Source organism: Mesotoga sp. UBA5847, assembly GCF_002432735.1.
In the GTDB taxonomy this organism is placed as follows: domain Bacteria; phylum Thermotogota; class Thermotogae; order Petrotogales; family Kosmotogaceae; genus Mesotoga.
Window position 1 is genome coordinate 20,809 of sequence record NZ_DJGL01000074.1, and the last position, 13,518, is coordinate 34,326.

A 13,518-nucleotide genomic window follows, 5' to 3' on the forward strand; every position below is an offset into this window, starting at 1 on the left:
ATGAGATTGAGCGAACTGGTTGACAAATGTGGGACAAAAGTAGTCACAGACTTACCTCTTGAGGCTGACATATCGGATGCTTACATTGGAGACTTGCTTAGCGACGTAATGGGAAATGCCCCATCGAATTCTATCTGGTTGACTGTTCAGTCTCATATGAATATTCTGGCAGTTGCCACTATTGTAGGGGTCAAAGCAATTGTGTTGTGTAATGGTCTTCACTTCGACGCCGCGACTATTAGAAAGGCCGAGGAAACGGGAATCGTCCTTATGGAAAGCGAAGAAACTACCTTCGATCTTGCTTACAGGCTAATAGAGAGTGGTTTGAAGGGCTGAAGTGTTTTGCAGTTTCTTTGTGACTTTCACATTCATAGCTGTCTCTCTCCATGTGCCGAAATTACAATGACGCCAGGCGAGATTGCAAAAGTATGTGTATCAAGAGGGATCGATTGGATTGCTATTACGGATCATAACAGTGCGGGTAACGTTAGAGTTTTCAGCAGTGTTCTTCAAGAAGTGGGGGTTTCCGTGATCCCCGGCGTAGAAGTACACACACTTGAGGATGTTCACGTATTAGCATATTTTCCAGATGTTTCGTCAGCAGAAGGGTATTCTGCATTTCTTAAGAGAGAGAAGCTTCCGATAGTTACGATAGACCCTGAGATATCTGGTTATCAGTTGTTGGTTGATGAGAATGATTCTTTTGTAGGTATGGAGGAAATCTGGCTTGGACAGCCAGCTTCTCTGAGCATTTCTGAGACTCTTAAGACTGTAGAAGAGAATGGTGGGATTTCAGTAATGGCTCATATTGATAGGAAAATGGGTCTCATTGTGCAGCTCGGACTTGTACCAGAAGAATGTATAGAAGTGCCCATGGAGATTTCTTTTGAACGGACTCTGAAGCGGGGGCTGCAGACGAAAAACATTATACATTCAAGTGATGCACACAGTTTAGACCTAATCAAGCCCACAGTGGCAATTTCGGCCAGCACAAGAAGCTTCGAGGAGTTCAAAGCTGCGATTTTTTCCTCAGGAAGGGCGTTGAGGATAATATGGGACTGAGAACAATCTGCGACCATATACTGGATATTGCTCAGAACTCAGTAGATTCTGGAACAAAAACAGCGAAGTTAACGATCGAAGAAAGGAAGGAAGAGACTCTCTTTTTCTCGGTTGTGGATTGGGGTAAGGGGATTAATGCTCAATCTTTGGAAGCAGTCATGGATCCTTTCTATACGGAAAAGAAAAAGAAAGTCAAGTTCGGATTAGGCTTGCCGATGTTGAAGTTTGCAGCTGAATCTACGGGAGGCAACTTCGAAATTCGTTCAGAGCCTGGGATTGGTACAGAGGTTAGCGCACTGTTCATTCTTTCAAGTGTCGACTGCCAGCCTGTAGGTGATGTCCCATCGACTCTATTTGCTGTGATTACTATGAAAGAAAATGTAGACTGGACAATAGAGAGAGTTCTAGATGAAGATGGTTATTCTTTCTCCTCGGCTCAATTCAGAGAAGTTCTGGGGAACGACTGTTTCGTTTTTCCAGTCAAAATGAAGATGATTCTTGAAATTCTTCAGGAGGCAGAAATTTCATTGGGAGGTTTATCGGATGTCCATTAGAAGATTATCGATTATTCTCAGTATGCTTTTGCTATGTGGGTTTGGTTTGGCAAGCATCGTTCCGTCAAGGATCGCTGTTCTTGACAACAGAGTGATCTCAGACAACGAAGTTCTAGAGATTCTGAACATTCAGCGTGGAAAGGAAATAAGCGGTTCTGAACTTGAAGAGGCGATAGAGAGAGTGAAGAACAGTGGTTACTTTTCCGATGTTTATCACAGCTTCGATGAAGCATCCAGACTTCTGACAGTTCAGGTCAAAGAGTACCCTGTTGTAGAGGTTTCAGTTGTTTTCGACGGTCCGAAAATCGTTGAAACATCTCTACTCGAAGCTGCTTCAGTTATCAAGAGTGGCAAACCTATGAATCCTTCAAGGTTGATGTATGATATTCCCTTAACCCTAGAAGCAATAGAGAGCAAACTGGCTGAAAGCGGTTATATAGAACCGTTTGTACGGGTAGAGTGGGAGACCGATAAAGACAGAGCCGACATTTTTTCAGGTAATGTTACTGATAAGGTGAAGGTCACTTTTACAGTTAAAATCTCTTTCCTGTGGGAGCTTTCGATCGATGCTCCAATATCGGATGAAGCTAAATCCTATCTCCTTAGTAGATTGGAGATAGATTATTTGAAAAAGTATTACGATACTTCGATCCTGATTAGATGGGTCAATTCTAAGAAAAAGTATGTTCCAAGAGTCGAAGACATTAACAGAGTCGTTCAGACGATTTACTCCACTTATTATGCTAATTCAAACGGACAGTGGGGATTCGATGACAGAACTTATCAGGCGATGATCGTGACATTGAATAACGCCCTGAAAAGCGTGAGACAGGTGACGCTTCCCGATGAAGTTAGGGAAAGCAGCGCATTATCAATGAGTATCACTTTCACGCCGATAGAGTATGTAAAATCGGGATTCGAATTGAGAAGTGTCTTTATTGAGGGGAGCGTTAACTTGCAGAAAGGAGAAATCCTTAGACAGACCGGTCTTGCTGAAGGTCAGATGGTTGACAACGAGATTGCGACAAAGGCAATTCAGGCAGTTCAAGACTTATACACCGATAGGGGTTATCCCTTTATGAGAATTGAGCCGGTAATTGATGAAAAAATCGGCTTCTTCAGTCTGAAGATAACTGAGCCTTTGGTGAGAGATGTAACAGTTGAATTTGATGGTCCAAAGAAGACTCAGGATTATCTCATCAATGACAAAATCGTCATTGAGAAGGGTAAGGTTTTGTCCTTGGATGAGCTTAGAAACACATATGCCTTCCTAAACAACACAGGTTACTTCTCGAAAGTGGATATTGCTCCTGTTCCTGTAGGTAGCGATGCATTGGATGTGAAGATCACACTTATGGAAACCGATAAAAACAACAGGATTGGTGGCGGCGGAGGATGGCAGAATGGTCTGAATCTTTATCTTGATCTCGGACTGCTCAATGTGTGGGGTTATGGTCAGAATATCTCAACTACGTTCAGTGTTACCGTTCCAATGCCCAACAACAAAGAAGTTTTTGTGACTGAAGGAGCCACGGAAACAACAACGAGAAGACCTGCCTTTGATGCCACTGTAGGCTATTCGATTCCCAAGATCGGTGGTTCCAGGCTTGACTTGGACACGGCCTTCAGACTGAAATTTACTGGATTTACGACAACAATCGATTCCACCGATACCATAGTAACCAAAGCTTCTCAGGATACAGAGTTCATGTTCTCATTTACTCCAAGTTACAAGCTGTCACCCGGACAGAAAATTGGGTTCACTGCGGGGTATGAGTATATTATGTCAGAGAGCAAGGTTTCTACAGAGACCAAGCCTGCGACTGGCGACGATACTGGGAGCGTCTCGGAAAGCTTTGACGGGCTGTTTACTGGGATAAGTTATCAGCTCTCTACCCGAGATGACATCCTAAGGCCGACAATGGGAAGTGAGTATCTTGCCGGCCTCACTGCTAGAGGTATCCTTGGGAAGGACGACAAACTGTTCCTTTCGGGATATGCAGAGTACAAGAATTTCATGTCAATAGGAGATCCAGTTCTTGGCTTCAGAATAAGAACGCAGCAGCTTTTCCCGCTCTCTTCAAACGGTGTCTTCAGAAACTATCTGTTTAGCCCGGACTCTCTCATTAGGGTAAGGGGTTCTCAGAGTATCGGCCAGAATTCCTACGGTGTAACTGTCGGTTCTGCCCAGCTGAGATATCCGTTGACACCGGAAACATCGTCAATACCTGTTGACATAGTTGGGTTCGGCGACTTGCTTTTCTATCGGAACAGTTCGGGCGGGGACATAATCGGAGGAAACTTTCTTGCTGACTTTGGTCTTTGCATAGATATATCAATTCCAATGATTGGGTTGGTTCGTCTTGGTTACGGATACAACACGAGCCTTGCTGAACAGAATTCCAAGTATGGCAAGCCGTATTATGGAACTCCCTTCTTTGGTTTTGGGCCTGCATTCTAAGAAGATAAAGAAAGCGCGGCTTTAGCCGCGCTTTCTTTATTGGTGAGTCAAGGTTAAACTACTGCAGTCAAAAAGTTAAGCACAGATTCTGAGTTCGCAACAGGGTTGTAGCCACCCTCCTGTACAATAAGCTTTTGAACATCAACTTCCTGTATGAGTTTCCCCATCATTGAGAAGTCCTCATTGTTCAAACTGAAATGGCCTATCCCGTCGTCTTTGTGGCTGTCAACTCCAAGAGAAATAATAAGCAAGTCAGGGGAAAAATCATCGATTTCCTGAAGTGCTTTCGAAAGAGTTCGCATATATTCAGGTCCCTCTGTGCCACCCGGAAGAGGGAAATTCATGTTGAAGCCTTCGCCCGAATCGGAACCAATCTCCCAAGAGTTGCCGCTTATCCAGGGGTAGAATATCTTTGGATCGCCATGAATGGAGACATAGAATACCGTGTCGTCGTAGTAGAAGATCTCCTGAGTTCCGTTTCCGTGATGGAAATCGACGTCAAGAATTGCAACGAAGCCTCTAGTGTGTTTTTGGTAGTATCGCGCGGCAATTGCTGCATTGTTGAAGTAGCAGTATCCTCCACCAGTCGATATACCGGCATGATGTCCTGGGGGTCGGCAAAGAGCATAGGAAACACTCTCACTGTCGAGGATTGAATCGACGGCGTTTAAGGCTGTGGAAACGGCAGCAAGCCCTCCAACATAGCAACCCGAGGTGACCGGCGTGCCAGTATCGAAGAGTTTGTCATATCCAAAGACCTCGGGGAAGTACTCTCTGTCTCTTGATACTGAGAGACTCTTTTCTCTTAACCATTCAACGTATTCTGGTGTATGCACCTGATAAAGATGAGAACAGTGGTAATCCCTTGGTTCCCTAATACGAAAGCCCGCGGTCTCCAGCGTGCTGCGGATTGCCTCTATCCTTTCAGGTTTGTCCGGATTTTCGATCCAAAGACCGTCTTCCAGTTCTTTCATAGGTAGATGAAAGAGATGTCTTCTGTCATAGTAAGTTATCAATTTCCATTCACCCTGTCCCCGGAAGGTCCAGTCTCAAGCTTGTCCACTCTGACCTGGTGACGTCCGCCCTCTTCAGTTGAAGTGAGAAAAGCTTCCACTATCCAACCGGCGAGTTCGCTGCCTATCAACCTTCCACCCAGCACGAGAACGTTAGCGTGGTTGTGTCTTCTGGCAAGTTCGGCCATTTCCGGAAATAGACAAAGAGCAGCGCGAACACCCCGATATTTGTTTGCGGCAATCGACATGCCAATTCCAGTCCCACATAGTAAAACACCGAAGTCGGAGTCTCCGGTGGTTACCGACTTACATACCTTATCAGCATAGTCTGGGTAATCAACAGATCGTTCACCAGATTCAGGACCGAAGTCGACCACTGAATGCCCCTTTTCTCTGATGTAGTTTACAACGAAATCTTTGAGCTGATAGGCAGCGTGATCAGAAGCAACTGCGATTTTCATGTTCATACTCCTTAGAAATGGCTTTGCTATTTGTACCAGCGGAGTACACCGGAAAGCCGTCCCTGGATTTTCACCCTGTTTGCTTCAACGACAATTGGAAGCATCTCCGGGTTTGAAGGCACCAGCCTAATCTTAGGTCCCTCGTTCTCATATCTCTTAAGGGTAGCATACTCGTCGTCTATTAGGGCCACAACAATATCACCGTTATTAGCCCATTCCTGTTTTCTAATGATAACAAAGTCACCGCTCATGATATGAGAGTCAATCATGCTGTTTCCGGTTACTTTCAGCATGTAGTATTCAAAACCTCTTCTTATCATCCACAAAGGAACAGGAATTTTCTCTTCCTCAGTCTGGACAGCTTGGACAGCCTCACCCGCTGCTACGTTACCAATAACAGGGAGCATGACAACATCTTCGCCAGGTTCAAGCGATGAGCCGTCAGGACTCTTCAAGACTCTTATTCCTCGAGAAACGCCGGTTCTTTCAATGTAACCCTTCTTCTCAAGTGACTCAAGATGCTTTGCCACTCCCCTTGGAGAAGATATTTCAAAGTCTCTGCAGATATCTCTTATGCTAGGCGGGTAACCATAGAGCTTAATGAAATTCTCAATGTACTCCAGGATCTTCTTTTGTTTCTCGGTCAGAGTCAATTCATTACACCCCCTATTCTTGGCTGGGTTACTAATCAACGACAACTGCCATCGTAGCGACGGTATCGTTTTCTTTTAGGTCCACTATCCTAACTCCCTTGGTTATTCTTCCGGTCGGTCTAACTTGTGAGATAGGAATTCTTATTGACATGCCCAACTTGGTCGCAAGAATAATCTCGTCTTCGCTGGTCACTACGAGAGTTCCGACAACAGGACCGATCTTCTCGAGTCCGTAGATGTTCTTTACACCCATGCCTCCACGATTCTGGCATCTATACTCGGAAATGCAGGTTCTCTTTCCTCCTCCCTTTTCTGTAGTTGTCAGGAGGAATCTTTTGTCGTCAGCAGAAACGATGCTGGCTCCAACGACCTCGTCATTCTTCTTCAGTCTTATGCCCATAACTCCTGCTGCTCCTCTTCCCATTGCACGTACCTGTACAAGCGGAAATCTAGTTACCATACCGTTCCTTGTTGAAATAATAATGGTATCATCTTCCCTTGATGCAAGTGAAGCATCTATCACCCTATCGTTCTCGTTCAAACCGATTGCCCTAATTCCAGATACCCTCACATTCAGGAAGGCCTCGAATACCGTCTTCTTGATCTTGCCAGATCTAGTGGTAATAACCAGATGCTTTCCTTGAACCTCTTCCTTTCTCGTTGAAAGGACTGCCTGTACGTTCTCATCGGGATCGATCTTGATGTAGTTGGCGAGAAGCTTTCCCTTTGAGTCTCTCGAAGAGTGATCGATGATGTGGTTGCTAAGTACGTATGCTTTTCCCTTTGATGTGATGATAACTGTCTTGCTAAGCCTGGTTGTTGTAAGAATGTTGACAACGAAATCCTCTTCGCCCGTTCTTACTCCGATGACGCCTTTGCCACCACGCCCTTGCTTTCTGTAACTTTCAAGAGGTGTAGATTTTATGTACCCCTTCTTTGTTACCATCAAGACGATCTCTTCATCCGGAATCATGTCTTCGATGTCAAAATCCCTTCCATTGCCCAAATCAATCCTAGTGCGTCTAGCATCTCCGTACTTGGTCTTTATTTCATCGAGCTCCTTAACAATGATCTCATAGACCTTTTCATCACTTCCTAGAATCAATCTGTACTCGTTGATCTTGGCTACCAAATCCCTGTACTCACCGAGAAGCTTCTCGATTTCCATTCCTGTAAGCTTACCCATTCGCATGTCTAGAATCGCGGCGCTTTGCTCCTCAGTTACTTCAAGTGTTTCCATCAGATTCCTGGATGCCTCTTCCGTATTAGCCGAATTCCTTATTATGTCTACAACTGTATCAATAGATCTTGTCGCCTTCGTCAGCCCCTCTACAATGTGAGCTCTTCTGGATGCTTGCTCAAGATCGTATTCAGTCTTTGCTCTAATTACATTGAACCGGTGAAAAAGAAAGCCCTGAAGTATTTGCTTAAGATTCATTACTCTTGGGCGCTTCTTCTCGTCGATAACCAGCATGTTCACGCTAAAGGTTGTTTGAAGCTGTGTATGCTTGAAAAGAAGATTAAGGACTACGTTAGGATCGGCACCGCGTTTCAGTTCAATAACTACCCTGAGCCCTTTTTGATCGGACTCATCCCTTATGTTTCTTATCTGAAGGTCGCGGTGGTTCTGAGTTGCGCTAACTATCTGCTGAATTAGATCTGCCTTCGATGTGTTGTAAGGTATCTCATGGACAACTATTTGAGGACTTCCACCTGACTCTTCAATCTCGGCAATAGCTCTAACGGTGATTCTTCCTTTCCCCTCCTCATATATTGAAGGGATGGATCCAGCATCCATTATCATTCCGCCAGTAGGAAAATCCGGTCCCTTCACGAATTTCAAGAGATCGGAAACCGTACAATCTGGATCCTTTATCAGCAGATTTAGGGAATCAACGATTTCGATTAGGTTGTGTGGTGGTATGCTCGTCATCATTCCCACGGCAATTCCAGAAGTGCCATTCAGGAGTAGGTTTGGGATTTTCGTAGGAAGCACATCAGGTTCTGAAAGAGACCCATCGAAATTCGGCATCATCGGTACGGTGCTCTTATCGATGTCCTGAAGCAATTCTTCTGCAAGAGTTTGCATTCGTGCTTCGGTATACCTCATTGCAGCAGGAGGATCTCTATCGACTGATCCGAAGTTGCCCTGCCCTTCGACAAGAGGATAACGCATAGAGAATGGTTGAGCCATTCTCACTAGAGCGTCGTAAATGGCAGCATCGCCGTGGGGATGGAACTTTCCCATGACTTCTCCGACTATACGAGCGCTTTTCTTGAAACTCTGATTATGGCGAAGACCCAATTCCGACATCCCGAAAAGAATCCTTCTCTGAACAGGTTTCAGACCATCGCGCAGATCCGGAATCGCTCTCCCTACTATAACGCTCATAGAGTAGAGCATGTATGAATTAATCAGTTCATCATCAATATTCTTGTGGATAATTTCTTCGGGCAAAGACTTATTCCTCCTCTACTTGTCATGAGACTTTGGCGCCTGGAAGCAGATCCTTATGAACAGTTAGCAGTGAAAGCGCATTTCCTATCTTTGCGGCAAGAAGCATCCCGTTTGACTCAATCCCCATCAGTTTTGCAGGTTGAAGATTAGCGACCACCACCACCTTCAGACCGACCAATTCTTCCGGGCTGTAGAATTGAGCGATTCCAGCTACGACCTGCCGCTTGCCAAGTTCACCTAGATCGAGCTGCAACTTGACAAGTTTCTTGGATTTCGGAACGTTCTCCGCCTCAATTACAGCCGCCACCCTAAGTTCAACCCTGGTGAATTCGTCGATTGATATTAGAACGTTATTTTCAGTTTCGGGCTTAGTATCCTGACCGTTCAAATCTGTCACCTTCTTATGTTTTTCTATGTCAATTCTCGGAAAAATCGGTTCACCGTGACTGACTCTACTTCCAGAATACGGATCGGCCCAGTCAAGGTCTTGAAGAGTCATTCTCGACTCAATACCTAATCGTTTTCGAATCTCCTTTGCAGTATTGAACATAACCGGTTCAATCATTAACGACACATTTCCAAGAACACAAACAAGATTGTGCAGGACAGTGTCTAGTCTCTTTTTCTTTTCGTTGTCTTTCCCGAGCTTCCATGGCTCAGTCAGATCGATGTATTTGTTACCATATCTTATGAGTTCCCAGACACTTTCAAGTGCCTGTGTGAACCTGAGTCTATCCATTGAGTCCACATATGTGGAAAAGGTGCTTTCCGAAAGCTCTTTAAGGGACTCATCAACCATCTCTTCTACGCCTCTTTCAGGAACAACTCCGTCATTGAACTTCTGAATCATAACGACTGTTCTATGCAGAAGATTACCCAGATCGTTTGCAAGATCTGCGTTGATCCTGCCAATAAGGTTGTCTTCGGAAAAGTCGCCATCGCGACCAAACTGGATGTCCCTTAGGAGGTAGTATCTCAGAGCGTCGTTACCGTAAACCTTGACAAAGGTCATCGGACTTATCGCGTTTCCCAATGACTTGGAGATCTTCTGACCATTAATTGTTAGCCATCCGTGGGCATAAACCTGCTTAGGCAAAGAGATTCCAGCAGACATAAGCATAGCTGGCCAAATAATCGAGTGAAAACGATTTATCTCCTTTCCAATCAGATGCACATCGGCGGGCCAATACCGTTCAAAGGAGTCGTGATCATTCGGGAACTCGATTGCACTCAAGTAGTTTATCAGCGCGTCCACCCAAACATAAATCACGTGTTCTGGATCGTCAGGCATCGGTACCCCCCAATTGAAAGACGTTCTCGTTATACTTAAATCCTTCAGCCCGGATTCGAGAATTTTCAGCATTTCATTTCTTCTAAAATCCGGTTGGACAAATTCAGGGTTCTCTTTGTAGAGTTTGAGAAGAGGATCATTGTACTTAGAAAGTCTAAAAAAGTAGTTCTCTTCACTCACCCATTTCACTTCGCGACCACATTCTGGGCAAGTCTTTCCTTCCTTCAGATCTTCCTCATTCCAGAAAGTTTCATCTGGTATGCAGTACCACCCTTCATATCTCCCCTTATAAATATCACCGTTTTCCTTTAGTCGTGAAACGAATTCCTGCACGGCTCTCATGTGATTCTCATCAGTAGTTCTCACGAACCCATCGTTCGTCAATTCAAGATCTTTCCAGAGCTTTCTAAATTTGGCGGCCATTATATTGCAGTATTCCTGAGCATTGATATTTCTCGTTAGCGCTTCATTCAAGACCTTTTGACCGTGCTCATCGGTGCCAGTGAGGAAGAATACTTCATAGCCGGAGAGTCTCCTGTATCTGGCAATTACATCTGCAATTATTGTAGTATAGGCAGAGCCAATGTGAGGCTCACTATTTATGTAGTATATTGGCGTGGTAACATAGAACTTCTTCACAGGACACCTCCAGAAGTATTATATCATTTACCTAGCTAAATGTATACCAGGGAAAATCACTCAAAGCGTTTCGAAGAGCGAGATTAAGCTTTGTATCTGATCAACGGTTTTCTCTGGAAGATTGGGCGTCTTCTCAATCAGATCCCTATTTAGATTGACCACTCTTTCGTAAATATTTTTCAGATTTTGCTCGAAGCTACTTAATTCTTCTCCAGATAGATTTGATCTGCCCCACTGTACTGCGAATTGCAGTGTTTCGTCTGGAGTTGCCGGTCCCATGTTCTCACAGGCCCATACGTGTTTCCGGACAACCTCAAGTATCTTCAGTTTCTGTGCATCTATAGAATCAACAATCGAGGGTATTGAGTTCAAATATTCAATGTAGATGTCCTCCCAGTCCGGGTATCTGTTCCATGTGCCGGGAAGAAGAGTGATCGCAAGATCAAACCAGTAAGTTGCTCGATCACCACTTTCGTATACCAGATCTATGATTATCTGCCTGAACTCTCCGCTTTCTCCAAAGGCAGAGACCACAGTGCTTTCTCTAGAATTGATGAAGTTGAAGTACTTCTTGAGTTCGCTATTCAAGCTTGTGTATAGGCGGCCAAGAATCCTTGGCGTCTGGCGCTCGCTGAACAGTATAACAGATGATTCATAGTAGTCGGCAGCATCGAGTATCATCTGAATCTGTGTAATGAAGTAAAGCTGTAAGCCCGACACAAGTTCAGGATTGTCGAAAACCGAAGCGTGCTTCTGGAAGAACTCAGCGAACGGAAGAGTTCTAATGCTTGTTCTATGAACCGGAATTATTTCGGGATCTCCCTTGAACTCAAGTATTATGTCAGAGGAATACTCATCCTTCCCTGTTAGAATCGATTTCATGAGCTCCGGGTTGTCTCTCGCTGTCTCAAGTCGCTGTGCCTTTGTTCCCAGGCCTGCAATATACCATAAGGGTTTGCCAAATACGGGATACAGTCTGTTTGAAAGTTTGAAATCGGCTAATGCCTTATCATAGAACTCCGCCGCCTTGGAAATATAGAAGTTGTACTGGTTTATTCGATTGTTTATCTCATCCAATAGTTTTCTGATCTCGCTCTGTCTCTCTTTTTCAGCTAGCTCAAGAAGATCGATTTGATTGGCGCCAGGATACTTCGATCGGATCTCGCTTCCCTTCACATTCATATAACTCGCGACATCTTGCAGGTGAGCGTAGTTGCCAGAGAAAGTGCTGATCTCATTCTTGATTTGCTGAAGAGCACTTAGATTGATGTTCTGTGCTTGATTATAGTAAGCAAGATAATACTGCTGGTTAGTTTGTCCAATTCTGAAGAAGCCCTCTCCAAGAAACGCCGACGTCTTCAGGAAGATCAGTACGGCGGCTATAGCGAACAAGGCAATCACAGCAGGAACTCTTGGAAGCTTTCTTTCCTTCAGATCTGGATTGAAGTACTTTCCAACGGCGATAGATCCCAAAAAGATGGCCAGCATAAGATTTGGCTGCATGTGGAGAGGAAATTCAAAGAAACTGTGAACTGCCAGGGAAAATATTCCCGCTCCCAGGGAGCCATAAAGCAGCAGATCCCTCTTATTGTCTATTCTGAACAAGTTTTTTACGTACCTGAAGACCAGTAGGCCGACCATCAATACAATGAAGAGGAGGCCGATGATTCCCATCTCTCCCAGACCCTGGACGTAGTCGTTGTGAGTCCTCTTGAAATTATTCCATACAGGCATGAAGTCAGGACTATGGTTAAGTACTTGAGGACTGTATAAGAGATGATACAGCTGAAACGTTCCGATTCCACTCCCGAAAGGAATTCTCAGCTTATTGGTATCATCGAGCCACTGGAAAAGCGAGTTGTACCATGCTGAGAACCTCTCTTTCCACGATCCAGAGGAAGTTAATACATATTCAAGTCTGGCAGTGATATTGATTTTTCCGTCGCCGGTCAGGGGAGATGGTGTGAGATAAAGATATGACAATACGGCTATGATTACTAGAGCCAACAGAAGAAAGATGAGTGAGAGTCTTTTCAACTTCTTCTCTTCAGAGGTTTCCAGAGCTTCTGGCTTCTTTCCTTTCCTCAAGAAGAAGTACAATAGCAAGAATAGTAGATTGCCTATGAATATCGCAGTTATTACCGTTCTCGTCTGTGATACAAATACAGAGGCTACCATCGGAATCAAGAATACCAGCATGATTATCTTAAGGATAAGTTGACTTCTTGCACTCTTGAACAGAATCCCGAGTGGTCTTCTGGAGATCAGGAAATAGAAGATCATAGGAATTGTCATGCCCATGTAATCAGAGACGAAATTCGGGTTTCCAATAGTCGATCTAGCGGAGGCTCTTGCAAAAGGTTCTCCGACCTTGCCTAGAAAAATGTCAAATCCCAGGTAGAAGTTAAGGAGTGCATCAGCTGCGACAACGGCTGCTCCAATCAAGAAGAACAGCATAATTACTTCAATCTTCTCGACGGAGTCCCATTTACTGGAAATATAGATCGCGGTGAAGGAAAGGAACACAACATAAAGAGCAATCTCCAAAGAGTACCTGAAGTACTGAGGATTGTCCATCGAAACCACAATCAACGAGAGTAAGGCAGCGATTCCGATTCCGAAAAAGGCCAGATGTACGTACCCAAACCGCATCAAAACCTCTCTCTTCCTAATAAACACAGAAAGGAAGATTACTGTGAATCCGACAACGTAGAAGAGATGTTTTCCGGTTGAAGGCTCGTGTGTGAATCCCTTGGTGACAAACAAAGGAATAAACAGAGTCAGAATCAGATAAACAATGGTTTCGAAGTCTATTAGGTGTTTCTTCTCCGTCATTAAGACCACCTCGAAAAATGAGATTAGAATTCTACAAAGAGATACCTTCTCAATATGTTGTCTTCATAGCTTGCCAAAAAGCAACGTTATT

The 13,518-nt window shown here is 44.4% G+C and carries 10 protein-coding genes; 4 read left to right on the plus strand and 6 right to left on the minus strand.

Features of this window, described 5'->3' with window-relative positions; translation table 11 throughout:
* From B3K91_RS08455 to B3K91_RS08470, 4 genes are read left to right on the plus strand one after another with little or no spacing between them, the layout of a single operon-like run.
* Positions 1-336: an iron-sulfur binding hydrogenase gene (locus B3K91_RS08455; protein WP_214060629.1), complete on the plus strand. Its 336-nt coding sequence runs from the start codon at positions 1-3 to the stop codon at positions 334-336.
* Between the two features lie 6 nt (positions 337-342).
* Positions 343-1,062 (plus strand): PHP domain-containing protein, encoded by a 720-nt coding sequence (locus B3K91_RS08460; RefSeq protein ID WP_292594638.1) that lies wholly within the window; start codon positions 343-345, stop codon positions 1,060-1,062.
* Positions 1,053-1,616, plus strand: a complete 564-nt coding sequence (locus B3K91_RS08465) for an ATP-binding protein (RefSeq protein WP_292590342.1) — start codon at positions 1,053-1,055, stop codon at positions 1,614-1,616. The genes B3K91_RS08460 and B3K91_RS08465 overlap by 10 nt, the downstream gene beginning before the upstream one ends.
* The gene (locus B3K91_RS08470; protein WP_292590343.1) at positions 1,606-4,077 is read left to right on the plus strand and encodes a POTRA domain-containing protein; all 2,472 of its coding nucleotides are present in this window, start codon (positions 1,606-1,608) and stop codon (positions 4,075-4,077) included. The genes B3K91_RS08465 and B3K91_RS08470 overlap by 11 nt, the downstream gene beginning before the upstream one ends.
* A 53-nt stretch (positions 4,078-4,130) precedes the next feature.
* On the opposite strand, the gene B3K91_RS08475 is transcribed toward B3K91_RS08470, so the two are convergent.
* From B3K91_RS08475 to B3K91_RS08500, 6 genes are read right to left on the minus strand one after another with little or no spacing between them, the layout of a single operon-like run.
* On the minus strand, positions 4,131-5,093 hold the full coding sequence (locus B3K91_RS08475; RefSeq protein WP_292590344.1) for a histone deacetylase family protein: 963 nt from the start codon (positions 5,091-5,093) through the stop codon (positions 4,131-4,133).
* Positions 5,090-5,551, minus strand: coding sequence for a ribose 5-phosphate isomerase B (gene rpiB, locus B3K91_RS08480; protein WP_292590346.1), 462 nt, complete (start codon positions 5,549-5,551; stop codon positions 5,090-5,092). The genes B3K91_RS08475 and rpiB overlap by 4 nt, the downstream gene beginning before the upstream one ends.
* 26 nt (positions 5,552-5,577) lie before the next feature.
* Positions 5,578-6,204 (minus strand): transcriptional repressor LexA, encoded by a 627-nt coding sequence (gene lexA, locus B3K91_RS08485; RefSeq protein WP_099828772.1) that lies wholly within the window; start codon positions 6,202-6,204, stop codon positions 5,578-5,580.
* A gap of 31 nt (positions 6,205-6,235) precedes the next feature.
* Positions 6,236-8,662 (minus strand): DNA gyrase subunit A, encoded by a 2,427-nt coding sequence (gene gyrA, locus B3K91_RS08490; protein ID WP_214079209.1) that lies wholly within the window; start codon positions 8,660-8,662, stop codon positions 6,236-6,238.
* A 22-nt stretch (positions 8,663-8,684) separates the two neighbouring features.
* Entirely contained in the window at positions 8,685-10,592 is a 1,908-nt protein-coding gene (gene metG, locus B3K91_RS08495) for a methionine--tRNA ligase (RefSeq protein WP_292590348.1), read from the minus strand.
* A 60-nt stretch (positions 10,593-10,652) separates the two neighbouring features.
* On the minus strand, positions 10,653-13,427 hold the full coding sequence (locus B3K91_RS08500; protein WP_292590350.1) for an O-antigen ligase family protein: 2,775 nt from the start codon (positions 13,425-13,427) through the stop codon (positions 10,653-10,655).
* Positions 13,428-13,518 lie beyond the last annotated feature (91 nt).

Excerpts from the sequence above, each read along its gene's own strand:
- B3K91_RS08455 (WP_214060629.1), top strand. The coding sequence starts at position 1 with ATGAGATTGAGCGAACTGGTTGACAAATGTGGGACAAAAGTAGTCACA.
- B3K91_RS08465 (WP_292590342.1), top strand. The coding sequence starts at position 1,053 with ATGGGACTGAGAACAATCTGCGACCATATACTGGATATTGCTCAGAAC.
- B3K91_RS08470 (WP_292590343.1), top strand. The coding sequence starts at position 1,606 with ATGTCCATTAGAAGATTATCGATTATTCTCAGTATGCTTTTGCTATGT.
- rpiB (WP_292590346.1), bottom strand. The coding sequence starts at position 5,551 with ATGAAAATCGCAGTTGCTTCTGATCACGCTGCCTATCAGCTCAAAGAT.
- B3K91_RS08500 (WP_292590350.1), bottom strand. The coding sequence starts at position 13,427 with ATGACGGAGAAGAAACACCTAATAGACTTCGAAACCATTGTTTATCTG.